The following is a 25130-nucleotide window of genomic DNA, read 5'->3' on the forward strand; positions in this document are numbered from 1 at the left end:
GTCCGCGTCGATTATTCGGCCGCGACGATCAGCTGAGGCGTCGGCGGCGGTGCATGTGCGGCGTCGGTAACGCCTGACGGGATCGAGGCCAGCAGCGAGCGCGTATAGGACTGCCGGGCATTGTCGAAGATGTCGGTGACGGTCCCATGTTCGACAATACGTCCGCGATGCATCACCGAGACGGTGTGGGCGAGCTGACGCACCAGGGCCAGGTCGTGGGAGACGAACACATAGGTCAGGCCGAGGTCGGCCTGCAGCGACAGCAACACCTCGACAATGTCCGCCTGGACGCTGACGTCGAGCGCTGAGGTGGGTTCGTCGAGCACGATCACGTCAGGCTTGAGGACGAGCGCGCGAGCGATGGCAACGCGCTGGCGCTGGCCGCCGGACAGTGCGCCGGGTTTGCGCGCCAGCAGATGCTGACCGAGCCCCACGTCGGCGAGAGCCTTGTGCACGCGCTCGTCGCGCTCCCGAACTGTGCCGATCCTGAACCGGTCGAGCGGCTCGCGGATCAGCTGCTCGACCTTCCAGGCCGGGTCGAGCGACGTAAAGGGATTTTGATAGATGAGCTGAAGGTGGCGCCAAGCCGCGCGCAGTTCGGTCGGAGACCGCCCGTTGAGCTGCTCGCCGGCGACCGAGATGGTCCCGGCATCAGGCTGTTCCAGCCCAAGCAGCAGCCGGATCGTCGTCGTCTTGCCCGAGCCGGATTCGCCGACCAGCGCGTGCGTGGTGCCGGCCGGAACGCTGAACGACACGTTATCGACGGCCGTCAGCGTCTTGCTGTCCACCGCGAAGGTCTTGGTGACGGCGCTGACCTCGATCTTCGTTGGCTCGGTCCTGGTGCGACGGAAGCCGAGGTCGCGCAGGTCGTCGTAGCGGTCGGGGTTGAGGGCCGGAACGTCGGCATGCAGCTTCCTCGCATAGGCCGACGCCGGCGAGGCGAAGACAGCGGAGGTCTTGCCGGTCTCCTGGACGATCCCGTCCTTGAGCACCACCAACGTGTCGGCTCGCTCCGCGGCGATCGCGAGATCGTGGGTGATGAGCAGCAGGCTGATATTCCGCTCGTCCTGAAGGCGCGAGAGCAGATCGAGGATCCGCTTCTGGATCGTGACGTCGAGCGCGGAGGTCGGCTCGTCCGCGACCAGCAACGACGGCCGGGGCAGGATCGCAAGGCCAATGAGCACGCGCTGGAGCATTCCGCCGGACAGCTGGTGCGGGTAGGAGCCGTAGACCCGCTGGGGATTGTCGAGCCCGACCTGTGCGAAAATGTCCAGGATGAGCTGCTTGCGCACGGCCCTGTCGGGTTCGTCGAGGAGCGCGGCGGCCTCATGCGCCTGGGCGCCGATCGTTCGCACCGGATTGAGCGAGTTGCCGGGATCTTGCGGCACGAACCCGATGGCCCGTCCGCGCAGCGGCCGGAAGCCGCGTTCGGGCATCCGCAGGATCTCCTGGCCGTCGAATGCGACGCGACCGGTGGCGTGACTGCCGCCCGGAAGCAGCCGCAGCAGCGCGCGTGCGATCGTCGACTTGCCGGAGCCGGATTCTCCGATGAGGGCGAGGCTCTTGCCGCGGCCCAGTTCGAATCCCACGTTGGTCACAACCTGATGCGACCCGTAGGCGACCGACAGGTCGTCGACCCTGAGGAGAGGGATCGACCGCAGGGGCCGCGGCGCGACGAGCTCGGGGCGGATGAGAGTGGCGGTCAGTCCGTCTTGCGGAGCCATCGGCTGATCCTGTTCACGGAGAGGACGGTCGCGATCGTGACGAAAGCCGGCGCGTAGACCAGCCAGGGCCATTTGAGGTAATCCTTGCCGATCGAGATCAGCAGACCCCAGTCGGAAGCGGGCGGTGGATCGCCGTAGCCGAGGAAGGCAAGGCTTGCGATCACCAGGATCGACAGGCCGAATTGCAGCACCGCGAGCGGCAACAGCGAGCGCGAGGCGTTCGGCAGCACGTGCCGCAGCAGGATGTGCCAGCGCGAGCCGCCGAGCAGGAACGAGGACTCGACGAACGTCGCCTGCCTGATCTTGATGACCTCCGAACGCATCACCCGCGCGAACACGGCGACCGCCGAGACGCCGGTCGCGATCGCCGCATTCGTGGTGTCGAAGCCGATCGCCGTGACGACGATGACGGCCAGCAGGAAGTGCGGGATCGCCAGCAGCACGTCGACGAGGCGGGCGAACACGATATCGACCCAGCCCCCGAAGAAGCCCGACATCAGTCCGATCAGGCCGCCGGTGACGGCGGCGATGACGACGGCGATGAGCGCGCTCGTCACCGATGACGCCGTGCCATAAACCACGCGGGTGTAGAGATCGCGGCCGAGATGGTCGGTGCCGAACCAGTGCGCTGTGCCGGGAGCGAGCAGCTTGTCGGCGGGAACGCCGTTGACGGGGCTCTGGCTCGTGAACAGGCCAGGAGCGAGCGACCAGGCGATCACCAGCGCGATGATCGCGAACGACACAACGACGGTCGGCGGAACGCGGAAGGATGTCAACCGGCGGCTTGCCGTAAGGTGTACGTCGGTGATGAGGCTCATGGTGTCACCGCCTGCGGCGTACCGGCCGAGCTGTCATCGGCTGTCGTCGGGCGATATTTGGGTCCGCTGACGAGTTTCACGCGCGGGTCGAGCAGGGGATAGACGAGGTCGGCGATCAGATTGACGAGCACGAACACGACCGCTGCCAGCGAGACCACGGCCTGCAGGACTGGGAGGTCCTGTGTGCTCACCGAACGCTGCACCAGGCTGCCGACGCCGGTGCGTCCGAACACAGTCTCGGTGATCAGCGAGCCGCCGAGCAACTCACCAAGGGTGAGTGCGATGATGGTGACGACCGGGAGCGACGACGGCTTGAGCAGGTGCATTGCGAACAGTCGAAACTGCCCGAGGCCGCGGCCGCGCGCGACGGCGGCATAGTCCTGTGCGGATTCGTGGTCGAGGTTCGCGATCAGCACCTCGGCGATCTGTGCGGAGATCGGGATGCCGAGCGCGATCGCCGCGAAAAATGTCGCCCAGAAGCTGTTGGGCGCGATCACGCGGAAAAGACCGAGCTGGAAGCCGAAGACGTGGATCAGCATGAGGCCGATCACGAAATTGGGTACCGACAGGAACAACGATGGGAAGCCGCGCAGCAAGCCTTGGCCGAAGCGCTTGGGAAGGAACTGCGTGCCGTAGGCGATCGTCGCCGCCAGCAGCAACGCGACGGCAAAGGCCGATGACGCCAGCACCAGCGTCGAGGGAAGAACTTCGGCGATCAGGGTTGTCACCGGCCGGCTCGACCGCATCGACAGGCCGAAATCGCCGGTCAGGAAATGGGACAGCGACGTCCAGAGCTGGACGAGAATTGGCTGGTCCAGCCCCTGGGCTGCGATGATCTGTCGGATCTCGTCCTCGGAGAAGCCGTTCTGGGGATCGCGCAGGACGTTGGTGATGGGATCGCCCGGCAGGATGCTGACGACGACGAACGTGAAGACATAGGCGAGCAGGATGACGACAACGGCCTGGACGAGGCGCTTTGCGGCATAGCGCAGATAAGGACCACTCATGCCGGCCGCCTTCTCACATCGTTCGGGTGCACGGCGCCTTACTCGCTGATCGTCGCCGTGTAATAGCTGGCGTAGGCGACGCCGTTGTAGACTTCGCCCTTCAGCTTCGGCGATTGCACGTAGATGCGCTGGACGATCTGCGTGCGCGGGATGAAGTAACCCTGCTCGAGGACGTAGGTCTGCAACTGGTCGAGCAGCGGGTCACGGATCTGGCTGGAGCCGGCGCTGGCGATCTTGTCGCGGAGTTCGCTAAGCTTCTTGTCGCTGTCGCCGAGGTTGAACCAGTTCTCGCCGTTGTTGGCGTCGGTGAGGATGCTGGCGACCGTGCCGGCGTCGATGAAGCTGCGCGTCACCTCATAGGCCGGCACGGCCGGGCCGCCGAACCTGACCTTCTCGCCGAACGTCACGACGTCGTAGGCCCGGATGAAGACCTTCCAGCCGATCTTGCCGAGTTGCTGGGCGATCAACTCGTCAATCGCCTTCGCGGTCGCAAGGTAAGGGTTGGAGTAGAGCGTCAGCGAGAGCTGCTTGCCGTCCTTGGTGCGGATCCCCTTGGAATCCTTGGTCCAGCCTGCGTCATCCAGAAGCTTCTCGGCCTTGCCGGGATTGTACGCGAGGAGATCGCTGTGGTCGGTCGCGCCGGGAACGTTGCTCTGGATGAACGATGTCGCCAGCTTCCAGTCGGGCGTATAGACGGTGTCGATGATCTCCTTCCGGTTGATGGCCGCCTGGAGCGCCTGACGGACCTTCAAATCGTTGTAGGGCTCGAGCTTGGTGTTGATCGCGAGGCCGTTGACGAAGCCGAGATAGCGCGGCGTCGCGGTGATGAAGCCGGCTTCCTTGAGAGACTTCAGTTCCTGAGGGGAGGGGCTGTAGGCGACATCGGCCTGGCCGGACTGAACGGCGGCCACCCGCAGCGATGGCTCGTTCACCAGCTTGTAGGTGATCGAGTCCAGGAAGGCCGGGCCGGTGTGGCCGGCCGCCGCAGGACCCCAATTGTAGTCCTTGCGCTTGACGAGCTTGACGAAGTCTCCCTCTTTCCAGGAATCGACCACATACGGGCCGCTGCCGGATGTCTTGGAAAGATCGGCCTGTTGCGCGGCGGGCTGCGCGATGGTCTTCGGTGAGATCAGGATCGAGCCGTGGTAGCCGAGGGTCGGGATGAAGCCGAGCGTCGGCGCCTTGAAGACCACCTTCACCGTGGTCGCATCGATCGCCTCAGCGCGATCGTAGGTCTTCGGAAACAGGCCAATCGGGTTGATGCCTTCGCTCTTGCGGCCGGCATACCAGATGTCGAGATTGGCGACGACGGCCGCAGCATCGAGCGGGCTGCCGTCGGAAAAAGTCACGCCCTTCTTGAGGTGGAGGGTGAATTGGGTGGCATCGTCGTTCTGCTCCCAGCGCTCGGCAATCCACGGGCTGACCTTGCCGTCAGCATCGACATAAATGAGCTTGTCAGTGACGTGGCCCCAGATGTGGCCCTGGAAGCTTGAGATGGCGCTGTTGTTCGGGATCCAGGTGCTGCCCAGCGAGTCGATGAGAAAGGTGATGTTGCCGCCGTTTTGCCGAGCGTCGGCGCTCCGGGCCGGCGAAAGACCCGCCATGGCTGTCAACGCTAAGGCCGCCACTACCGAGGTGGCGACCAACAGCCGACGTCGGGAGATCGAGCGCGGAGAAAAGCGAGCAGTCATGGATGGCCCCTAATGATTGGTGTCGTCGATTGCATCGCCGTTTCGGCGGCTAAGCTTCGTACGATCAGCGTTCGCGCCAGAAGAAGCGAAACGAACAGATCTGGCCATTCCAAATTTCGCCGGAGGCAAGCAACAAATACCTCGGCATCGCGGCAATTGGCGCGACGGTCATTTTGTCGTCAAACGCAAGCGTGCGTGATTGCGTTTGCCTGGAGACGATACTCTCAAGTTCGTCAAATCGTGTGAAGTATCATTATATTGAAAAGATATTCTGCAGAATCTGAAGCTAGGTAGAACGTCATTGATGCCGACGATTGAAATATGAACCTTGCGACTATCGAATTGCGCGCGCGAGTTTGCGATGGCGTCCCTGCTTCAAGTGCCACAGAGCAGGTTCGATCTCAGGAACGAGACTACACCAACGGCTTCCCGCAAACACTGAGCGAACCACCGTAGACCGGGTCTGCTGGAGTCTCTTGGCAGGCTGAAGCCTTCGGCCTTCGCACCTTTGACCGACGTCGACGTAGGGGAAGTGGAGGCGTGTGCACACCTGGTTCTCGTGTGCACCACGTGTGCACCGAGAATCCGAAATCGCGATTTTCGCTTCCATTTCGAGCCTGGAAAAGCCTAGAAGAGCCAGGTTGGAGAAATGTGGTCGAGCGGAGTTTCTCAGTCGGTCCAATGACATAGAGGACTGATCGAGTTGAAAATAGATCAATGATATGAATGACTTGCGCTGGAAGTTTTCCACGGCCCCATGATGGATTGGAGCGAGAGTTTAGTTTTTTCAGATGGTTAGAGGGTGGCGTGTGCGCGACGTGTGCACCGGGAGATCAAAAAAGATCTCGCGAAAGCCAGCGTGAGCAGGGTTCTCCGAAGCGGTAGATCGGTCGCGGAAAGTGCCAGTCCTCGCTGCGCATTCTCGTAGCGCGCCTGTGACCTACTCGATCAAGTACGCGGCGCACTGAGAAAGACCAACTGACTCTTAATCAGCGGGTCCCAGGTTCGAGCCCTGGTGCGCCCACCAAATCAATGGTTTAGCGGGCAAGACCGTTTGAGCATCTGATTTTTAAAACGGTCTTTATGAAGCCAGCCGTGATGCCGTCTGACTGCTGACAGGTGGTCGGGGATCTTGGCGGAGACGGTGTTCGGACAGAAGCTCTATCGCATGCCGAACAGCGACGACCGCGGATCGGCATTTTGCGCGCATCTCGGCAGCCGCCGACCGCAATCTGATCGACCGTTACGCCAACGCCGGCATTGAATTCATTGGTCTCAATGACAGCCGTCCTGACGACAAGTTCGGAATCGCGGCAGGCTACGCGCGTGTGTCGAGACGCGCGCAGGCGCTCGATGCCGACATCGTACTTTTCTCGATCCCGCGTGGCCGTTGCGCGGTTTCGAGGGGCTTCTCACGGCCGCGTATTAATACCAGATCAAAGACGGATGGACGTTGCAGTACAACCTGCGGTACATCATCCACCCCCGGGGGGAGGTGCCACAGTTCTTCCAGTGCAGCGCCCGGCAAGGTTCTTCATAACGCAACCGTGCTCGGCCTGCGAACGACTCTGAACTTCTAGTTCGTGGCTCGGCGGGCCAGCCGCTTGATGGTCTTGGTCGCGCGGTTCGGTCCATGCCAGCCGAGGAATTTCAGCTCTTTGTTCTCCAACGCATTCGTCGCCCGAAAGAATTCTTCGAGATCATCGCGTGCATGAGATGGAAGATTGCGGATATCCTTGAGATCCGTTTCCAGCGGTGACCTGTCAGGCACCGCAAATACCCGGTCGTTGCGCTCCGTCTTGCCCTTTTTCTTCTGCTCGACTTCGAGAATGCCGATCGGTCGACAGCGCAGCACGACGCCTGGATAGGTCTGCGCATCATGCAGGATCAGCACATCCAGCGGGTCGCCATCCTCGGCCTTGGTCGAGGGAATGAAACCCCAATCATAAGGATAGGTCAGACCCGCCATCAAGGCTTCGCCAGGGCAAAAACGCCAAGCTTGGGATCAAAATCGAGCTTGCACGAACTGCCCCGCGGCGTCTCGACCACGGCGAAGATATTGTTATCGTCGGCCCAGCTCGGCAGTTTTGTCAGATTGGTCATGGCGGATTACTTGAGCCTCGAAAGGAGTAGCGTGCCCGGCGGAAATAGATCCGCCGGGCCCTGCCGATCAGGCGGCGGTGGAGGCCTTCTTGTTGACCCCCTTGCGCAACGCAACCGTGTTGAGTTTGGTGTTCGCCGCTTTCTCTTCGTTGAGGTTCGTGGTCAGGAAACGCACGATATCGTCGTGGCCGAGTTCTTCCGCCCACGCAATCAGCGTGCCATACCGGCATATCTCGTAATGCTCGACGGCTTGCGCGTTGGCGACGATCGCCGCATCGAGCACCGTCTTGTCTTCGATCTCGCCGGCCGTCTCGTCCGCTTCCTTGATGATGCCGTCGATGGCCGGACATTGCGTACCACTCGGCGATTGGCCGAGTTTGTCGAAGACCTTTTCGAGACGCTCGATCTGCTTGTTGGTCTCCTCGAGATGGTTCTTGAGGCCTGTGGCCAGATCGCGGTTGGTGGCTTTGTCGATCATTTTCGGCAAGGCCTTGGTGATCTGCTGTTCGGCATAGTAGATGTCCTGTAAGCCATGCAGCAGCAGGTCATCCATCGTCTTGATGTCTTTCGTGAATAGTCCCATGACGTCGCTCCTCGAATTCAAAGCGATGGAACGGCGGCGCCACGGCTTCGTTCCTCGCCTTGTCGCTGCCGGACGGGTGAATGCGGTCTCGGAGCGTAAGCGGCCCAACGAGCTATCGCGCGTTGATCATCCTCAAGGACGCCGGGAGGCGGCTTCCCACGCGCCCGAAGGAACCTGCGCAAACAGCCCGCGTTTTGCTTCTTTGCATGGAGTTCAGGATGGTCAGCACCTCGCTCTGGATGGAGACCGAGATCCTGCCGGAGGCGGGTGCGCTCAAAGGCGACGTGCATTGCGATGTCGCCGTGGTCGGTTCGGGCATCGCCGGGCTCTCAACGGCGTATGAACTCATGAAGCGCGGCCGGTCGGTTATCGTCATTGACCGCAAAGGCATAGCAAGCGGTATGACGGCGCGCACGTCGGCGCACCTTGCGCCGCTCTGCGATGATCTGATGAGCGAATTCCGGAAGCTGCGTGGCGCCGAGGCCGCCAGGCTGTTCTACGAGAGTCAGGCCGCCGCCGTCGACAGGATCGAAGACATCCAGGCCAGCGAGAAGATTGCCTGTGACTTCCTTCGTCTTGACGGCTATCTGTTTCAGGGCAATGGCATGCCGGCCGACATGTTCGATGCGGAGCTGGAAGCGGTGCGCGAGGTTGGAGCACCGGTTCACCGACTGGTCGGCGTGCCGCTCAAAGGCTGCGAGGACCGGCACGTCCTTCGATATCCGCGCCAGGCAAAATTCCATCCCCTCAAATATCTCGCGGGTCTTGCCGCCGTTTGCAGAAGCGGCGGCGTCCGCTTCTTTGCCAACAGCCCGGTGGAGGGGGTCGCCGAACAAGACGGCACCGTCACGCTGCGAACTTCACAAGGGGAGATCACCGCCGCGCATGCCGTGATCGCGACCAACGCCTCCATCGTCGATCGCTTTCAACTGCATACCAAGGTCGCTCCTTACCGTACCTACGTGCTCGCTTTTGCCATCGCGCGCGGTGAACTTCCCGATGCGCTCTATTGGGACACGGAAGATCCCTACCACTATGTGCGGCTGCAAACAGGCCCAGACGATGATTTCGTTCTTGTCGGCGGCGAAGACCACAAAAGCGGCGAGGCCAATGACGCCGACGCGCGCTTTGCCCAGCTGGAGAGCTGGGCGCGAGCATTGATCCCGGCCCTTGGCCGCATCTCCCATCGCTGGTCAGGCCAGGTTCTCGATACCATTGACTATGCTGGCTTCATCGGCCGCGAGCCCGGCCGCGAGCGCGTATACCTTGCGATGGGCGATTCAGGCCAGGGTCTGACCCATGGCGTCATGGGCGCAATGCTGAACACGGCCCTCATTCTCGGCGAGGATCATCCGTGGAAGTCCGTCTATGCGCCGGATCGCAAACCGCTCGCAGCGGCTACGAATTTCCTGCGGGAGAACATGACGATCTTGCAAAATCTCGCGGAATACGTCGCGCCGGGTGAAATCGCCTCGCTCGAAGAGCTTCACCCGGGTGAGGGCGCCATCCTGCGGCGGGGACTTGAAAAGATCGCCGCCTACAAGGACGATGCTGGCGAACTGCATCTTCATTCGGCGAGTTGCACCCATATCGGCTGTCATCTGCACTGGAACAGCTTTGAGAGCTGCTGGGACTGTCCGTGTCACGGTTCGATCTTTGCGCCCAACGGCCAGCCGATCAATGCTCCGGCCGTGTCGGCCTTACGCCCGGTGAAGGTCTAACGAAATCTGACTAAGGCGGGGAGCGTTCCATCTTCAACGACGATGACATCGAGCAGGACGATCTGCGCAGTCCGCGTACACCCTGGGCCATTCTGCCGCCGCCAGTTGAGCCGATCGCTGACAGCTTTCGTTGTGAGGTTCTGATCGTCGGCGCCGGCATCACCGGTGCTCTGGTGGCCGAGCGCCTGACACGGCAAGGCCGCCAAGTGGTCATCATCGATCGCGAGCTTCCCAGTCTCGGTAGCACGGTGGCCAGCACCGCCATGCTGCTCTGGGAAATCGATCGTCCGCTGTTTGAACTCACGCAGCTCTATGGTTTCGAGAAGGCGATGCGCTGCTATCGGGCCAGCCATCGTGCGACGCAAGGCCTGCTGTCCCTGGTTGCGCATCATGGAATTTCCTGCCACATGCGGCCGCGTCTTTCGCTATCTCGCCGTCGATGACAGTCCGAAGCTTGTTCAGGATGAATATGCGCTGAGGGGCCGCGCCGATCTGCCGTCCCTCCAACTCGATCATGCCGCGCTGCGCAAGCGCTTCGCCATCGCCCGGGCGGGCGCTCTTTTGTCGAGGGACGCGGCCGATGCCGATCCGGTGCTGCTCACGCGTGGCGTGCTTGATGTTTCCCTACGGCGCGGCGCCCGCCTCCTAAAGGCCAATGCGGTTGCCTACGATAGTACGGCTCAGAACGTAACCGTCGGCCTTGAAAGTGGGCTTTCGATCGACGCGCGCCACGTCGTGCTCGCGACCGGCTATGTGATGCCTGATATTGTGCGGCCCACGACGCAGCAGCCAGCTTCCAGCTGGGCTATCGCGACCCGACGGCAGCTGAGCCATCTATGGCCAGAACAGGCGCTGATCTGGGAGGCGAGCCGGAACTATCATTATGCGCGGACCACCGCTGATGGCCGCATCATCCTTGGTGGCGAGGATGATCATGCCCTCATCGAGCCTGACGCTCGTAATGACGCGACGCCGGCAAAGGTGGCTGCGCTCAAGGATCATCTGAAGGCTCTTTGGCCGCATGCATCGGACCAGGTCGACTTCCGTTGGTCGGGCGCGTTCGATACCACCCCTGACGGCTTGCCGTTGATAGGCAGGGTACCGGGCTGCAACAATATTTTTGCTGCCTTTGGCTATGGTGGCAACGGCATTACCTTCAGCTTCCTCGCGGCGGAACTTCTGGCCACGATGTTTGCCGGAGGCTCCTCGCCCCTGCTCGATGATCTTGCGATTGACCGGGATATTCCCGGCTAACGACGCGCGATCAGGCAGCCCAGCATGAAGGCGACGACCAGCGAGGGCAACGGTGCCTCTCGCACCACATCGCGCAGAAAAGCGAGCGCTTGGCCCGGCGGCTGCCCGTCTTCCAGGCTTTGCCGAACCGTGCGGGCGGTCTCTCGCACGCCTTCCGAAACCTCCTTGACTTTTGCGAAGGCGTCTTCGCTGTCCATCTCATCCTCCTCCGGAGCATCCAGCAAGCCAAGCTTATGGGCGACCAATCGTTCCACGAGCGCGGACACGGCCAAGCTAGTCTCTGAGCGTCCAGCGCTGCGAACGGCTTCGACGCCGCGACACTTCAGGCACGAAAGGAACAACCATAGCGCGTGACTGTTCGAATGAGATCTCCTCCTCTAGCCCGAGGCTTTTCCATGTATCACCACGTTAAGAAGCTGATGTTCACTGTCCGCGTCGATGAGCCGGACCCTCGTTTTGGCAATATGCTTCTTGAACAGTTCGGCGGTGCCAACGGCGAACTTGCGGCCGCGATGCAATATTCGATCCAAGGACTCAATTGCGAAGACCCTGATCGTAAGGACCTTCTGATGGATATCGGCACCGAAGAGCTGAGCCATCTGGAAGTCGTCGGCACGCTGGCCCGCATGCATCTCAAGCCGGCCAAGTTCGATCGCCAGGCGGCTGAGGCCGATCCGCTGATCGCGATCGCAGGTGGCGGCGGGGTGAACCTCTTCAACTCCCAAGGCAATCCCTGGACCGCCGACTACCTGAAGATCACCGGCGAACTCGACGTCGACCTGCGCAGCAATATTGCTGCCGAAGCGCGGGCCAAGATCGTCTACGAACGCCTGATCAACTTCACCGACGACGCCGGCACCAAGGACGCCTTGCAGTTTCTCATGACCCGCGAAATCACCCATATGAAGGCATTCTCGCTCGCCCTGGAGAGCATGAGCAAGCCGGCGTTCAGTATCGGCCGCATTGCGCCGACGCCGGGCCTCGTCGATCAGTTCTTTAACGACTCCACCGGCACCGGCGATCATGGTGAGATCGACACCCGCGGGCCCTGGAACGAGGGCGGCGAATGGGTCTTCACGGAATCTCCAGCCATCCAGGCCGGGGAGCCCGGTCCCGCGTCGGCTATCGTCACCGAAAGCTCATCGCCGGTCGACGAGGCCGGGCTTGGCGATCTGCTGATCGACGAGCTCCGCGATATCCTTCACGCCGAGAAGCAGTTGACGAAGGCGCTTCCGAAGATGGCGGAAGCGGCGCGCTTCGATCAGTTGCGCGAGCTGTTCGAACAGCATCTCGGCGAGACGGAAACCCAGATAGAGCGCATCAATGAATGCTTTGAGCTGCTTGGCAAGGCCGCACGCGCCAAGCCCTGCAAGGGAATGATGGGCCTTGTCGAAGAAGGTCAGCAAATCATGACTGAGGGCGAGGAAAAGGAAGACGCGGCGGCCGACCTCGCTCTGATCGGTGCGGCGCAACGCGTCGAGCATTATGAGATTGCCGGCTACACAACAGCGCGCAATCTCGCCCAGCAGCTTCGTCATAGCGCTATCGTCAGCCTCCTGTCGAAGTCGCTGGCGGAGGAGGAAAACGCCGATCAATTGCTGAATCAGGTCGCACGGTCCCTTATGTCGGTCGCGAAAATGCCAGCTGTCGTCGAGCAGACCGAACAATAAGCGGTGGCGGCGATCTCGGGCAGTATCACGGTGATTGCCGCAGCTGTCCTTCTGGGGCGATCGCCGTGCCACTGCTGTTAGTCGGAAGCGCTGTGTGCCGTCGATCGTTCCTCACCCTGATGGACAGAGCTATCTCGTTGAAGAGGAACGTGGCGCCGCGGACCAGGGTAGGGTGAGACAAACCCGATGACACATCCGGTTACTCCCGCCACCCTTCTAGGCCTTCCCGCGGCGACCACCGACACGCTCTCAGGCGCAGATGTTGTGATCTTTGGCGTGCCGGATGCGACGCTGCATGTGCCCGGCAGCACCAGTCATGCCGCCCGTGCTCCTTCGGCGCTTCGTGAAAGCACTGAGCAAATTGCGCGGGATCCATTGCGTTGGGATTTCGATCAGGATGGCCCCTTGATACCGGGAGGACTGCGGGCGATTGATCTTGGCGACCTTCCGACCAATCCGGCGACACCGCAGGAGAACCGCTCGCTGATCACGTCCACAACTGCGAGCATTCTGAAGGCGGACGCCGTGCCCATGCTAATTGGCGGCGATGACTCGGTGCCCATTCCTTTCTTCGCGGGGTTCGAGCAGTTTGGCCCGCTCACCATTCTGCAGATCGATGCGCATCTCGACTGGCGGGACGAGCGCGCCGGTCTCAAGCATACGTTTTCGCGCACCATGCGCCGGGCTAGCGAAATGCCGTGGGTGGAGCGGATCATCCAGGTAGGACAGCGCGGCATCGGGGGTTCGCGCGCGGAGGACCTAGCCGCCGCACGGGCCTGGGGCGTGAAGCTGTTCAGTGCAGCTTCGGTACGGGGACATGGCGTGCAAGCCGTTCTCGATCATATCCCGCCGGGCAGCCGTTGCATCGTTACCCTCGATTGCGACGGTCTCGACCCGGCTGTCATTCCCGCGGTGCTGGTCCCACAGCCGGGTGGTCTCGGCTACTTTGATGTCGTCGAGCTTCTGCATGGCGTTACGCAGCGGGCGCGGATCGTTGGTCTTGATCTCGTGGAGCTGGTGCCGGACGCGGACGTGCGAGGTCTGGGCGTGCTTGCAGCCGCACGCATCCTCTGCGTTGCCCTCGGATGCATTGCACGGCAGCGGTCCACCGCAAAAAGTGAAATGAATGGCGCCCCGATGCCCTAGGACTTCGCGGTGCCGGGCTCCGCCTGTTTGCGATGCTGCTTAGCGAGCGTTTCAGCCGGCGTCACGTTGGCGACGGCCGACTGGATCTTATTCTTGAGGCCGGTCACGACGTCGCCCTCGCCATTTATCATCGCCTCGAAACCCTTGCGGGCAACCATCGCTGCATCGTCCTTTTCCTCGGACCCGACCTTGGTGTCGAGCATGTCCGCGCGGGCGAAGAACTCGGTTTCAGTTGCGCCTGGCATCAGGCAAGTGACGGTCACCTTCGTGCCGCGCAGTTCCTCGCGTAGTGCAAAGGAGAGGGAGTTCAGGTACGACTTCGAAGCGTTGTAGACGGCCTGAAAGCTGCCTGGGGTGAAGCCGGCGATCGATCCGGTGATAAGGATCTGTCCCTCATTGCGCCGGCGCATGTCCTGGCCCACGCGATGGAGCAGATACGTCGTACCCATGACGTTGGTGTCGATTACCTGACGGATACGCGTCCAGTCCTGGTCCAAAAAGGCATGGCCCAGACCGCGACCGGCATTGGCCATCAATACGTCGACCTTGCGGCCTTGAGCAAGCTCATAGAGCTTGTCGACGCCTTCAACGGTCGCGAGATCGGCTTGCAGCGCCACCACAGCGATACTGTTAACGTCTTTGCGCAGCGCTTCCGCCGCCGTCTCGATCCCGGGCTCGTCCGCGGCGACGAGCAGGTCGTACCCTTTTGCGGCGCAGAGCCGTGCAAGCTCAAAACCAATGCCCGTCGAGGCACCCGTCACAATCGCAAACTGTCCGGCCATCGGCGCATTCCTTCTCGGCTTTTTACATGGCTTTGAGCCTAATGGGGCACAGACGAGACCGTTCCTAAGCGGCATAGGAACCAGCCGCATTATTGAGATTTGGTTGGTCGCGCAACTTTGGAGCGGTCCATGAAAGCCCTCACCTGGCACGGCAAGAGCGACGTTCGCTGTGAATCCGTTCCCGATCCCAAGATCCAGGACGGACGTGACGCTATCATCAAGGTGACGGCGTGCGCGATCTGTGGCTCGGACCTGCATCTATTCGACGGCATCATGCCGACCATGGAGAAGGGCGATGTGCTCGGCCACGAGACCATGGGCGAGGTTGTCGAGGTCGGCAAGGACAACAAAAAGCTCAAGGTCGGCGACCGCGTCGTGGTGCCATTCACCATTGCGTGCGGCGAATGCTTCTTCTGCAAGAATGGCTTCTACTCAGGCTGCGAACGATCCAACCCCAATGCCAAAGAAGCCGAGAAAATGTGGGGGCATTCGCCGGCGGGTCTGTTCGGCTATTCATACATGCTGGGTGGATTTGCCGGTGGTCAGGCCGAATATTTGCGCGTGCCGTACGCCGATGTCGGACCTTATAAGATTCCCGACGGCCTGAGCGATGAACAAGTCCTGTTCCTCTCGGATATCTTCCCGACCGGCTACATGGCGGCAGAAGTCTGCAACCTCAAAGGCGGAGAGACGGTTGCCGTATGGGGATGCGGCCCGGTCGGGCAATTTGCGATCAAGAGCGCAATTTTGCTAGGAGCCGAACGGGTGATCGCCATCGACACGGTGCCCGAGCGACTCACGCTCGCCATGCAATCGGGCGCAATCACGCTGGATTTTATGAAAGAGGATGTCTATGAGCGCATCCAGCAGCTCACGCAAGGCCGCGGCGCGGACGCCTGCATCGATGCGGTCGGTACCGAGCCGGAGACCATGGCAAGCAAGGACTCGGTGGTCGACCGCATCAAGGTCGCAACCTTCATGGGTACCGACCGCCCGCATGTTTTGCGGCAGGCCATCCAGTGCTGCCGCAACTTTGGTACCGTCTCCATCGTCGGCGTCTATGGGGGCATGCTCGACAACATTCCGATGGGCAGCGCCATCAATCGCGGTCTTACCTTCCGCATGGCCCAGACGCCTGTTCAGCATTACTTACCCAAACTTTTGCAACGCATCGAAAAGGGCGAGGTCGATCCAAGCTTCGTCATCACCCATCGTGCGACTCTCGAGGAAGGTCCCGAACTCTACAAGACATTCCGAGCCAAGCAGGATGGCTGCATCAAGGTTGTGATGAAGCCTTTCGGGTGATGGAAGAGCGCGCCGCGGAACAGCTGAAGTCGCACTGGCTGGCGGCCGCTCAGCTTGGGTTTGTCAGCAGCACATTCTCGACCCTCATCAGTCAGCTTGCGGCGGTACAGTTGGGGCGGGACGCGACGGTCGACTGGATGACGGTCGCTGCTATTCCCGGACGCGACGCAATGCTCAGTTCTGTACCCTCAGCACAAGCCATCGCACTCGGCATCGCCTTTCATCAATGGGCAGACGTCTCCTGGGCGCTGGTATTTTTTGGCGTTTTTGGACGCTGGACGAGCCCTCTCGCTCCAGGCACTATTGGTTGGTTGGCCATTCCATGGGCTGCCTTGACCTCGGCAACGGAGTGGTTCGGGCTGGTGCCACTGTTCCCGTTCTTTCAGCCGATCTTCGCTTTGCAACAGCCCTACTGGATCGGCTTTCTCGTCCATCTCTCGTCGGCTTTGATCTATCCCCTGTTCGCCTGGTTGCGTTGGCCCTTCGGTCGCGCGCCGGTCACATCCGCAGTGCGCTTTGCCAAGCGCTGGGCAGCGGGGGCGCTCCTGGTGCTTGCAACGTTAGCCCTCGTTGCCGTGGCTGATCGCTTGGGTTGGTCGCTACCGATCTCCAGCCGCGATTTGGCCAACGATCAGCGCTACATGCGCCATATGCTGACGCATCACGAACAAGGTATTGAACTCGCCCAGCTTGGCCAGCGGCGTGCGAGGGAGTCACACCTGCGCGCACTCGCGGCCCTGATGGTTGCCAGCCAGGCGGGCGAGAATCGCATCTTCGAGCATTGGTGGCGCGGTTGGTTCAGCGAGCCAATGGCGGTCTGCTCTGGCGAGGAGCGGGCGGCTATGCCCGGCTATCTGACGCCGGCACAGATGGCGGATGTGCGGAAGGCGGCGGATGAGGACTTCGATACCATCTTTATTCGGCTGATGAGCCTGCATCATGCGGGCGCCGTCCATATGGCGGATAACCAATGGCATTCTTCTGGCGATCCCCGCTTGCGGCTAATGGCGCATGCCATACGGCATGAGCAACAAGGCGAGATTGCTCTGATGAACGACGTTAAGGGCCTCGAAGCCGTGCGACAGGCGACGCGCAACTTGCTGGCCAACAATCTCTGATCAACCTTAATCTTTCTCTCAGGAACGAGCATCAGATCGAACGATTAGCGCTATGGGCCGGGCAACAAAGAAGGAGAATATCGATGGCAGACGAACAACGCGGTGGCTCCGGAAATTTCGCCAACGATCCGCAGCGCGCATCGGAAGCAGGTAAGAAGGGTGGCGAGCATAGAAGCGGGCAGGGTCAGCAGACGCAGGGCGGAAGTAAGCCCAGCCAGCAGGGCGGCAGCTCGACCGACAATCCGGGCAACTTCGCCAATGACCGCGAAAAGGCCAGTGAAGCCGGTCGCAAGGGCGGCCAATCCTGAGAACTTCGAGCACTGAAAACCAGGCGAGGCCAGGACGTCAACAAGATGTCCGGCCTCGTGTCTCTTGAAATCATCAGCATGTGTCTCACCGCGCGCACTTCTCAAACCGTTCTACCCAGCAGCTTTCAAAGAACGCTTGGCCGCCTTCTGCCGAAGCTGATCCATGCGGCACTGCAATGGCTTCTTGTCGGGGCGCCAGCGCACGAGCTTCGTGCCATGCCGAAACCGACCACCCGGGACGTGGTCGAATGTCACTTCGACGACATAGGTCGGACGTACGGCCGTCCATTCAGCAGATCGCTTCGTTGACCACCGGCTTGGACCCCCGGGTGTATTGCCGGTGAAGCTCTGCGAGATAACGATTTTCTCCAGCCGGTCGATGAGAGCCAGTCGATCGGACGCTCGGATGCCGGACGTAAATCCGACATGATGCAGCAGTCCGTCCTTGTCGTAGAGACCAAGCAACAACGAGCCGATCACCTTGCGATTGCCCTGCTTCTTCTCGGCGTAACGAAATCCGCCGACGAAGCAATCGGCAGACCGAAGAAGCTTGATCTTCTGCATGCCGTCTCGGGTACCGCCTCGATAGGGCAGATCGAGGCGCTTTGCGACGACGCCGTTATGATCCTCATTCACGGAACTGAGCCAAGCCTCGGCGTCTGCGACGTTGCGGCTTGCCGGCGATAGCCGAAAGACGCCGCCGACCACGAAGGCTTGCCGCGCCAGTCTTTCAAAGGTGGCACGGCGCTTCATAAGCGGCAGCTCGAAAAGGTCTCTCTTGCCAGACCGCAGCAAGTCAAAAACGATAAAGATCGCTGGCGTCTCCGCGGCGAGGCGCTTGATCCGGCTCGCCGCCGGATGGATGCGCTGAAGCAAGGCGTCGAACGAATAGCCGCCGTCCCGTTCAACGATCAGTTCACCGTCCAGAGTAAGCGCTTTCGGCGACAATGTGGTCGCTGCTGAAGCAATTTCTGTGAAATAGCGAACAAGGTCGCGGCCGCTCTTCGATTGCATGCTGGTCCGGCTGCCATCGCGGACCAAAAGACAGCGGAAGCCGTCCCACTTCGGCTCATATTGCCATTGCGCTCCGCGGGGCAATTGGGCGGCGAATTCGGCTTCCATGAGTTGCATGCGAGATTCAAGCCTCTGGGGTGTTGTAAGACACGCATGGTCAAGCTCTTGATTTTGCCAAGCGAAGCTACCTTGAAACGTTCCTCCATCATTTCATGCTGTGACCTAAAGCCTGATGTTGCAGGCAGCCCGTTCCTCGGATCTACGGCGACTCCAGCGAGCCAACCAGACAGTAGGCGGGCGTACTGGTCGGTGTGTAGTGTATGTGCGAAAACAGGATCGCTGAGCGCTTCGGCGACCAAATGGAATTGGAGTTCGATGTTCCGACGCCATCAACGGTGGCGCCGGAAGGTTCGCGCGGAGAATGGAAGCGGCCAGCTGATACGGTCCTCGATCCGGCGGAGGTTAGGTTGGATGCTGACCACTACACCTCCCCACTACACCTCCGAAGCTGCCCGCCATCGTCAAGTAGCGGAGGAATTCCGGACGATGGCCGCCCACACGCCGCACGCATCTTTGCGTGAGCAAGATCTGGCGCTCGCGCAAGATTACGACAAGCTGGCAGATAACGAGGACGGCGTAGCCAAAATCTCAGAGGCCTTCGCAACTGAGGCCACCCTTTGATGCTCTTGCGATCGGCGCAAACGCCGAAAACGCCATGCCCCCCAGATGGCGGCTGCAACAACGACCCAGAAGCAAAATTGATGCTTCCGAACTGAGGCGGCACCCTCAATCATCCCACGGCGCGGATTTGTTCCAATTGGAGGCTAGTTTGGTGGCTGCAAACCCGGCGAGCGCAACCATTCGCTCATGTGCGAGCCAGTCTCGCACTGGCGTGCCTTTCGCAGAAGGTTCTCGCGCTCGACACCTGGAGAGATCTCCTTGGCTTCCTGGCGTAATCTGGTGGCTTCTGCTGCCAGTCGAGTTTCCAAATCGTCTGTCTGCTTGAAACGACGCCGATGCTCTGTCATCGCGTGCTCCTTTCCTGTTGGAGGAAGGCGGGAGCGCGTGATGGGCGTTCTCATTACCGATAAATGCCACGGGCCGCGCGGTGATGGACTAACCGTACATCAATCCGGCGTCGCGCCATGCCAACTTAGGTTAACCGACCGGGAACTATATTTTTGCAGGCAGCACGAACTTTTTCGAGAACCAGTCGGCGATGCACAGTTTTCCTCAATAGCGCTGCACCGCAACAGAGCAACGCGATCCGAATCGAAGCCGTTCCATCGGATTTTCAGCCTCCTTCGTAAACCATCGGTCTCCGCAATGCGCCTTCTGGTGGCTCGGCGCTAGTCTTCAACCCGTTTGCGTAAGCATTGCCGCTCGGAAGGCGACACCAGCGGGCGCTGCTGCAGCAGCTTTTCAGACACTTGAAGCGCCTCGCGGGAACGCGCCACCAGCTCGCCGGTAAGTCTTGTGCCCCTGTGAATGCGATCAATGGACCAGGAAGCTTCTTGCTCGCTCCGATCGGAAACCCTCTGCCACTTGGTAAGCATGGCAAAGCCCTCGCAACATCTCACTTAGCAGTGTTTACGCCCCAATTGAGCCATCGGCTAGGTCAAACCAGCGATTGGCGCGCATCTCGGTCCCTTCGCGGAGCTCCGCTCCATCGGGTCAAAGCGCATTTTCTCCAAAGCTTAACATGTCTGAATCGCAAGCCACAAAAATTTGGTAGGATCGGCTTTTCCCTTGCGGGGCAGCTCATGTTCGACACGGCAACCACCGCGCTTTTGCGCGCGGTCCTCGACGAAGTGTGCGAAAGCCTTTCGCACCGCGAGATCGGAGCTCGTACCCACGTCGCTTCGAAGATCCTGGAGGCCGCCACCAGAGGCGAGGTTTCACCCGACGGCCTCAGGCAGGTCGGCCGCGATGCCCTATCCCGCGCGCCCACGATGTGGCGCTGATCACACCGGGGCGGGGGATGAACTTCCAGGTGACGGTCCTCAAGGTCTTGGTCAGCTATCCGGATGGCTTCGCCGTGATGGACGATCTCAAGCGGGACATGGCCATCCTGGCGACCAGCGGCCGCGATTGGGCGGACCGCACCAGGCGCATGGCCGCGCGCGTGCCGGATCTTGACATCTTTTCACAAGGGCTGGTCGAACGCATAAATGGGGGATGGAAGATCACGGCCCGGGGGCGAGCAGTGCTCGAAGTCATGGAAGCTCGTGCCGCGGCGTCCGAGACGATCCAGGAGCCTTCTTTTGAGGAGACGATCGTAACCTCGCCGACGCCCGTTCCTCCGCTGCGGCAGACCGCTGATCGGGCCAAGCGGCGGCGCGAACGCCATGCACGTCGCCGCGAGGCGCGCGAACGGGCGAGAGCCAACGCCTCCTGAATTGAGATCAAACTCCAGGAAAGAAGCCGCCAGCTCGACGCGGCGGCCTGGTTGGTTCCGGACTGTCGATAGCCTCCCAAGCGACAAGCGCACCGCCGTTACACCGGCTCCTTACAGAGCCGGCAAGGTGCGGAAGTAAGAGGAGGGGAGCCGAACTCGCGCCCGATCGCCAGGCGCGACCGTGCCGCCGGTTCGCACCACGCCAAGTACCCCACATTTGAAGGGAGGGGCCGTTTCTGCCGACGAGAGCACGCGCCGTTTCAAGCCCGCCCGGAAGCGATCGATGAGGACGCAGGGCGTCCGGAGGCCGGTCAGTTCAACGATCGCCTTGGGTCCGAACTCAATGAGGGTTCCGATCGGGATCCTTTCTAGGTCAAGCCCGGCAGTGGTAATGTTCTCGCCGAGATCACCCGCGCCGACCTCGAAGCCAGCTTCGAGGAGGTTTGCGAAGAGCTCGGATGGGATCCGGTGAATCTGGCGGAGGTTGGGTAGGCGGGGCCGGCGACGGGCGAGATAGCGGTGCTGGACGAATGCGCCGGCGTGGGCATCGCCTTCGACGCCATGGCCTTCCATCAGGACTATGTGGTCCAAGGCTGGTTTGCTGAAGTGATGTCCGCGATCGGCGGCGACCGCCACCACCGTTCCTTCGAGCGAGAGATCGTGCGCCTGCGGCATCAGGCGGCGCGGGTGAGCGAGCGCCGCTTCTGACGGAGGTGGCGCGTGATCTCAGGAAGCCTCATCGCGTTCAGAACCCGGTCGGCAGGGACGCCGCCCTTGCGGGCCATCTCGACGCCCCAGTGCATGTGGTCGAGCTCCGGGATCGAGTGCGCGTCCGGATTGATGCTCATCATACAGCCGGCGTCGAGGGCCGCCTGGTGCCACCGCCAATCCAGGTCGAGCCGCCATGGGTGGGCGTTGATCTCCACGACCACGTCGTGTTTGGCGCAGGCCCGCAGCACTTTCTCGACGTCGATTTCGTAGCCCGGCCGCCGCTGGAGCTGCCGGCCGGTCATGTGGCCGATGATGGTGGTGTGAGGATCGGAGATTGCCCGAAGAAGACGCTCCGTCTGCGTCTTGCGGTCCAGTTTGAAGCGGCCGTGGATGCTGGCGACCACGAAGTCGAAGCGCTCCAGCACGTCGTCCGGATAATCCAATGACCCGTCGGCCAGGATGTCGGATTCGATGCCTTTCAGTATCCGGAAATCCTTGCCGAACCGCCTGTTCAGCCGGTCGGCTTCCCTGTGCTGCCGAGCGATTTCCTCGACGGATAGACCGCCAGCGTAGTGGGCGGATTTGGAATGATCGGCCACGCCGAAATATTCAAACCCGCGTTGCCGCGTGGCCTTGGCCATGATCTCCAAGGTCTCGGTCCCGTCCGAGGCATCAGTGTGGCAGTGTAGGATTCCGCGAAGGTCCTGGTCGGTGACCAGCTTCGGCAACTTGCCCTTCAGAGCCAACTCGACCTCGTCCCGCCCCTCCCGGAGTTCGGGATCGATGAAGGGCAGACCGAGGGCGCGATAGATGTCGGCCTCCTCGCCGGCGATCAGGGTGCGCCCCTTGTGCAAGCCCTCGGCTTCCAACCGCATCTCTTTCTCGGCGGCCAACGCCTGGAGCTGCTCGATGTGGGCGGGGGAGCCGGTCGCGAAAAGAAGGGTGGCGCCGAAGTGCCCGTGGTCGGACAGGCGGATCTGCAGTGCGTCCGGGGGCGACAGCTTCGAAATCTTGCCGGCCTTGGGAGCCTCCGCAACGATCGTGAAGTCGCCGACAAGTTCGCAGCCTCGGCGGAAGTCGCCTGCAATCGTGACGCGCTTCTGCTCTGGCTGGGTCTTGCGGATCGAATCCTTGGCGTGTGCGAGCAAGGCGGCGGCGCGGTGCAGATGGAGGCGACCTTCTCCGCTTTTCGCGATGACCAGGTTCTGCAGGATCTTGGTCTGAAGCGCCGCGCCGAACCCTTTGGCCTTCTTGATGCGATCGTCCTTGGCGGCGGCCTCCAGCTCGGAGAGCGAGGTGATGGCCAGGTCTTTATAAAGACGCAGCACTTTGTCCGGGCGGAGACCGGGCACGGCAAGCATCTCGAGCACGCCAGCAGGAATCTCCTTTCGCAGCTTTTCAAGGCTGGGATGCGTGCCTGTCTTGTGAAGCTTGCCAATGATGTCGGCGATCGCGTCGCCGACGCCGGGAATCTCGGTGAGCCGGTCTTCGGCAACGAGCACATGAAGAGGGATCGCAAGGGCCACCAGGCTGTCCGCGGCACGTGAATAGGCTTTTGCCCGATACGGATTGCCGCCACGCAAGGCGGTGCGCTGCGCGTATTCACGCAGAAGACTTGCCACGGCGCGGGTATCGAGGGACGGCACTCAACTGGCCTCGCGACTTGTGTCCTGCGGCGCCGCCGAGCCTAAGCGACCTTGGGTTCTCGAACCGTCATCCGGACGGCGATCGAGAGACTTCTCGAGCTTTTGTGCTGCCCGAAAGTCTTCGAGGTGCTGGATATTCGGGCCAAAAGCGGCCTCTTTCTTGAGAAGATTATAGATTCGTCCCGCCACAAGCTGCAGATGTCTTATCCTGCCCTGCGGCATCGATCTCGCCTTGCAAAGAGCTCGGACGGCGTAGGCCCGTAAGTAATCAAAAGCGTCTGACATGTCGGTAAAACGCCGACGATAGTCTTTTGTTCTTTCGGTCGGCGGTTGGCGGCAAAAGCAAAGATTGTTGCAAGCGCTGGTCGGTCGCGATCTGGCTTCGAGAGTACTTTTAGGCAGCTTCCTTCGCACCGATGGTATCGGCCATCCGGGCTCCTCTGGTGCCAAGGGGCTTCGGCGCACCCGTCGTGGTGTCCCGCGCCGTCTGGTGCTCCATCTCAGCGTTGAGCTCCGCGCCGAGCAGGATAACGATCGCGGAAATCCAAAGCCAAGTCATGAAGCCGATCACGGCACCCAGCGATCCATAGGTCTGGTTGAACGTGCCGAAATTGGCCGCATACCAGGAGAACAGGCCGGACGCCGCGAGCCAGAGCAACGTGGCTGCCGAGCTACCCCAAGTGATCCAGTGCCAGCGCGGCGCTTCGCGGCTGGGTCCGAAGCGATAGACGCAGGCGATGGCCACGGCGAGCGCGACGAACATTGCAGGCCAACGGGCGATCCGGATCAGAAGGTCGGCGAAGTTCGACAGGTAGAGATAATTGAGCGCGACTGGTACTACGACGACGGCGGCAAGGGCCGACAGCACGAAAACGATCCCGGCCACCGTGAAGGAAAGAGAAATGGCGTTCAGCTTGAAGAAGCCGCGCTTCTCGTTCTCGCCGTAGACGATGTTCAGTGTGTCGAAAAGCGCCTTCATCGCAGCGTTGGCGCTCCAGAGAGAGATGACAAGTCCTACGGCGAATGTCAGTCCGAGAGTGCGGTCCCCTTTCGAGCTCACGCGGGTGAGCTGCTCGCGCGCCACGTCAATGGCGCCACCCGGCACGAAGCTTGCGATGTCGTCCAGATGCTTCGCGATGCTGCCGGGATCGGTAAAGATCCCGTAGATGGCGACGAGGGCGGCCAGCGCCGGGAAAATCGCCAGGATGCTATAGTAGGTCATGCCTGCTGCAAGAGCCAAAATGCGGTGGTCGCCGATGTTGGCATAGACCCGCCACAGAATGTCCTTCCATCCCTTCGTGGGGATCTCGGCGGGCGAGGCGGCCCGACGTCCGCGGTCCTCCCCTTCTACGGCGAGGCCGGCCAGTGAGGCATCTTGCCTCGCATCGGATTGCGAAGGAAGATCCTTGGACGGCTTCTGTCGATCATCCTTTTGGTTGGTCGGTACCAAGCGCTCGATCAGAAAAGCGGTCGCCATCAGGCCGAGCGCCGTAGCGATGCTCAAGCCATCGAGGCCGGTTCGCGAGCGGCGTTCCATCTTATTGTCGTCCATATCTCCTCCGCCCGCGAGGGCCGCTCACGTGCTGATCAAAGCCTCCTCTACGAGCGCGCTTACGCGGCTTTCCGGTTGACGCTCCGCAGCGCCATTGTGTTGAGCTTCTCGTCGGTCGCCTTTTCCTCATCGAGGTTCTGCTGCAGGACCGAGGCGCAGTCGTCGCGGCCGAGCATCTTCGCCCATGCGATCAGCGTGCCGTAGCGCGTAATCTCGTAGTGCTCCACGGCCTGGGCGGCGGCGATGAGCGCCGCGTCGAGGACCTGCTTGTCTTCGACGTCACCGGCGACATCGCTCGCTTCCTCCAGAATGCCGTCGATCGCCGGGCAATCGACTCCTTGGATCTCCACGTCGTGCATCTGGAAGACCTTTTCGAGCCGCGTTATCTGGCCCTTGGTCTCGGAGAGGTGGGTCTGGAAGCCGTTCTTGAGGCCGGGGTCGGTCGCCTTCTCGATCATGTCAGGCAGATTTTTTTCGATCTGCTGCTCGGCATAGTAAATGTCCTTGAGCGTGTGCACGAACAGGTCGTTCAGCGTTTTGATGCCCTTGGTGAAAAAGCCCATGGCGTCCTCCAGCGTT

26 protein-coding genes and 1 pseudogene are annotated in these 25130 nt (G+C 61.3%); 11 read left to right on the plus strand and 16 right to left on the minus strand.

The window, feature by feature from the left end:
* Window positions 1-11 precede the first annotated feature (11 nt).
* From NLM25_RS18360 to NLM25_RS18375, 4 genes are read right to left on the minus strand one after another with little or no spacing between them, the layout of a single operon-like run.
* A complete protein-coding gene (locus NLM25_RS18360) occupies window positions 12-1724 on the minus strand; it encodes an ABC transporter ATP-binding protein (protein WP_254118306.1) in 1713 nt (570 codons plus the stop codon).
* Window positions 1703-2542: an ABC transporter permease gene (locus NLM25_RS18365; RefSeq protein ID WP_254118307.1), complete on the minus strand. Its 840-nt coding sequence runs from the start codon at window positions 2540-2542 to the stop codon at window positions 1703-1705. The genes NLM25_RS18360 and NLM25_RS18365 overlap by 22 nt, the downstream gene beginning before the upstream one ends.
* Complete coding sequence (locus NLM25_RS18370) at window positions 2539-3549, minus strand: ABC transporter permease (protein ID WP_254118308.1); 1011 nt, start codon at window positions 3547-3549, stop codon at window positions 2539-2541. The genes NLM25_RS18365 and NLM25_RS18370 overlap by 4 nt, the downstream gene beginning before the upstream one ends.
* A 38-nt stretch (window positions 3550-3587) precedes the next feature.
* Entirely contained in the window at window positions 3588-5240 is a 1653-nt protein-coding gene (locus tag NLM25_RS18375; protein ID WP_254118309.1) for an ABC transporter substrate-binding protein, read from the minus strand.
* Window positions 5241-6499: 1259 nt separating this feature from the next.
* Between NLM25_RS18375 and NLM25_RS18380 the strand changes: the two genes are divergently transcribed.
* A complete protein-coding gene (locus NLM25_RS18380; protein ID WP_254124271.1) occupies window positions 6500-6820 on the plus strand; it encodes a carbohydrate porin in 321 nt (106 codons plus the stop codon).
* Here NLM25_RS18380 and NLM25_RS18385 read toward each other — a convergent pair.
* The 3 genes from NLM25_RS18385 to NLM25_RS18395 all read right to left on the minus strand — a co-directional run bounded on the left by NLM25_RS18385 (window position 6817) and on the right by NLM25_RS18395 (window position 7926).
* Window positions 6817-7209, minus strand: coding sequence for an inorganic diphosphatase (locus tag NLM25_RS18385; RefSeq protein WP_254118310.1), 393 nt, complete (start codon window positions 7207-7209; stop codon window positions 6817-6819). The two genes, NLM25_RS18380 and NLM25_RS18385, sit on opposite strands and share 4 nt — an antisense overlap.
* Window positions 7209-7343 (minus strand): inorganic diphosphatase, encoded by a 135-nt coding sequence (locus tag NLM25_RS18390; RefSeq protein ID WP_254118311.1) that lies wholly within the window; start codon window positions 7341-7343, stop codon window positions 7209-7211. Before NLM25_RS18390 ends, NLM25_RS18385 begins: the two co-directional genes overlap by 1 nt.
* Before the next feature lie 67 nt (window positions 7344-7410).
* Window positions 7411-7926 (minus strand): ferritin-like domain-containing protein, encoded by a 516-nt coding sequence (locus NLM25_RS18395; RefSeq protein ID WP_254124272.1) that lies wholly within the window; start codon window positions 7924-7926, stop codon window positions 7411-7413.
* Window positions 7927-8144: 218 nt separating this feature from the next.
* On the opposite strand from NLM25_RS18395, the gene NLM25_RS18400 reads away from it, so the two are divergent.
* Together NLM25_RS18400 and NLM25_RS18405 are read left to right on the plus strand one after the other, a co-directional pair.
* Window positions 8145-9647 carry an FAD-dependent oxidoreductase gene (locus NLM25_RS18400; RefSeq protein ID WP_254118312.1) on the plus strand — a complete coding sequence of 501 codons (1503 nt, stop codon included), beginning with the start codon at window positions 8145-8147 and terminating at the stop codon, window positions 9645-9647.
* 89 nt (window positions 9648-9736) lie between these two features.
* A pseudogene (locus tag NLM25_RS18405) lies at window positions 9737-10901 on the plus strand (NAD(P)/FAD-dependent oxidoreductase).
* Here NLM25_RS18405 and NLM25_RS18410 read toward each other — a convergent pair.
* On the minus strand, window positions 10898-11098 hold the full coding sequence (locus NLM25_RS18410; RefSeq protein WP_254118313.1) for a hypothetical protein: 201 nt from the start codon (window positions 11096-11098) through the stop codon (window positions 10898-10900). The pseudogene NLM25_RS18405 and the gene NLM25_RS18410 sit on opposite strands and share 4 nt — an antisense overlap.
* A 198-nt stretch (window positions 11099-11296) precedes the next feature.
* Between NLM25_RS18410 and NLM25_RS18415 the strand changes: the two genes are divergently transcribed.
* Together NLM25_RS18415 and NLM25_RS18420 are read left to right on the plus strand one after the other, a co-directional pair.
* On the plus strand, window positions 11297-12571 hold the full coding sequence (locus NLM25_RS18415; protein WP_254118314.1) for a DUF892 family protein: 1275 nt from the start codon (window positions 11297-11299) through the stop codon (window positions 12569-12571).
* A gap of 186 nt (window positions 12572-12757) precedes the next feature.
* Complete coding sequence (locus NLM25_RS18420) at window positions 12758-13717, plus strand: arginase family protein (protein WP_254118315.1); 960 nt, start codon at window positions 12758-12760, stop codon at window positions 13715-13717.
* Here NLM25_RS18420 and NLM25_RS18425 read toward each other — a convergent pair.
* Complete coding sequence (locus tag NLM25_RS18425) at window positions 13714-14499, minus strand: SDR family oxidoreductase (protein WP_254118316.1); 786 nt, start codon at window positions 14497-14499, stop codon at window positions 13714-13716. The genes NLM25_RS18420 and NLM25_RS18425 overlap by 4 nt on opposite strands.
* Before the next feature lie 129 nt (window positions 14500-14628).
* Between NLM25_RS18425 and NLM25_RS18430 the strand changes: the two genes are divergently transcribed.
* The 3 genes from NLM25_RS18430 to NLM25_RS18440 all read left to right on the plus strand — a co-directional run bounded on the left by NLM25_RS18430 (window position 14629) and on the right by NLM25_RS18440 (window position 17230).
* Window positions 14629-15804: a zinc-dependent alcohol dehydrogenase gene (locus NLM25_RS18430; RefSeq protein WP_254118317.1), complete on the plus strand. Its 1176-nt coding sequence runs from the start codon at window positions 14629-14631 to the stop codon at window positions 15802-15804.
* Window positions 15804-16922: a DUF305 domain-containing protein gene (locus NLM25_RS18435; protein WP_254118318.1), complete on the plus strand. Its 1119-nt coding sequence runs from the start codon at window positions 15804-15806 to the stop codon at window positions 16920-16922. The genes NLM25_RS18430 and NLM25_RS18435 overlap by 1 nt, the downstream gene beginning before the upstream one ends.
* An 83-nt stretch (window positions 16923-17005) precedes the next feature.
* A complete protein-coding gene (locus NLM25_RS18440; RefSeq protein WP_254118319.1) occupies window positions 17006-17230 on the plus strand; it encodes a general stress protein in 225 nt (74 codons plus the stop codon).
* A gap of 111 nt (window positions 17231-17341) precedes the next feature.
* On the opposite strand, the gene NLM25_RS18445 is transcribed toward NLM25_RS18440, so the two are convergent.
* On the minus strand, window positions 17342-18361 hold the full coding sequence (locus tag NLM25_RS18445; RefSeq protein WP_254118320.1) for an ATP-dependent DNA ligase: 1020 nt from the start codon (window positions 18359-18361) through the stop codon (window positions 17342-17344).
* 354 nt (window positions 18362-18715) lie between these two features.
* On the opposite strand from NLM25_RS18445, the gene NLM25_RS18450 reads away from it, so the two are divergent.
* The gene (locus NLM25_RS18450; RefSeq protein ID WP_254118321.1) at window positions 18716-18925 is read left to right on the plus strand and encodes a hypothetical protein; all 210 of its coding nucleotides are present in this window, start codon (window positions 18716-18718) and stop codon (window positions 18923-18925) included.
* Window positions 18926-19068: 143 nt separating this feature from the next.
* Here NLM25_RS18450 and NLM25_RS18455 read toward each other — a convergent pair whose 3' ends face one another.
* Window positions 19069-19272 (minus strand): hypothetical protein, encoded by a 204-nt coding sequence (locus NLM25_RS18455; RefSeq protein WP_254118322.1) that lies wholly within the window; start codon window positions 19270-19272, stop codon window positions 19069-19071.
* A gap of 735 nt (window positions 19273-20007) precedes the next feature.
* Between NLM25_RS18455 and NLM25_RS18460 the strand changes: the two genes are divergently transcribed.
* Window positions 20008-20208 (plus strand): hypothetical protein, encoded by a 201-nt coding sequence (locus tag NLM25_RS18460; protein ID WP_254118323.1) that lies wholly within the window; start codon window positions 20008-20010, stop codon window positions 20206-20208.
* 17 nt (window positions 20209-20225) lie between these two features.
* On the plus strand, window positions 20226-20642 hold the full coding sequence (locus tag NLM25_RS18465) for a hypothetical protein (RefSeq protein ID WP_254118324.1): 417 nt from the start codon (window positions 20226-20228) through the stop codon (window positions 20640-20642).
* 111 nt (window positions 20643-20753) lie between these two features.
* Here NLM25_RS18465 and NLM25_RS18470 read toward each other — a convergent pair whose 3' ends face one another.
* From NLM25_RS18470 to NLM25_RS18490, 5 genes are all read right to left on the minus strand, one after another.
* The gene (locus tag NLM25_RS18470; protein ID WP_254118325.1) at window positions 20754-21317 is read right to left on the minus strand and encodes an MOSC domain-containing protein; all 564 of its coding nucleotides are present in this window, start codon (window positions 21315-21317) and stop codon (window positions 20754-20756) included.
* Window positions 21317-22999, minus strand: coding sequence for a PHP domain-containing protein (locus NLM25_RS18475; protein ID WP_254118326.1), 1683 nt, complete (start codon window positions 22997-22999; stop codon window positions 21317-21319). The genes NLM25_RS18470 and NLM25_RS18475 overlap by 1 nt, the downstream gene beginning before the upstream one ends.
* Entirely contained in the window at window positions 23000-23221 is a 222-nt protein-coding gene (locus NLM25_RS18480; RefSeq protein WP_254118327.1) for a hypothetical protein, read from the minus strand.
* Window positions 23222-23393: 172 nt separating this feature from the next.
* Window positions 23394-24551, minus strand: a complete 1158-nt coding sequence (locus NLM25_RS18485; RefSeq protein ID WP_254118328.1) for a YihY/virulence factor BrkB family protein — start codon at window positions 24549-24551, stop codon at window positions 23394-23396.
* Between the two features lie 59 nt (window positions 24552-24610).
* Window positions 24611-25114 carry a ferritin-like domain-containing protein gene (locus NLM25_RS18490; protein ID WP_254118329.1) on the minus strand — a complete coding sequence of 168 codons (504 nt, stop codon included), beginning with the start codon at window positions 25112-25114 and terminating at the stop codon, window positions 24611-24613.
* Window positions 25115-25130: the final 16 nt, after the last annotated feature.

Source organism: Bradyrhizobium sp. CCGB01, from assembly GCF_024199795.1.
GTDB lineage: Bacteria > Pseudomonadota > Alphaproteobacteria > Rhizobiales > Xanthobacteraceae > Bradyrhizobium.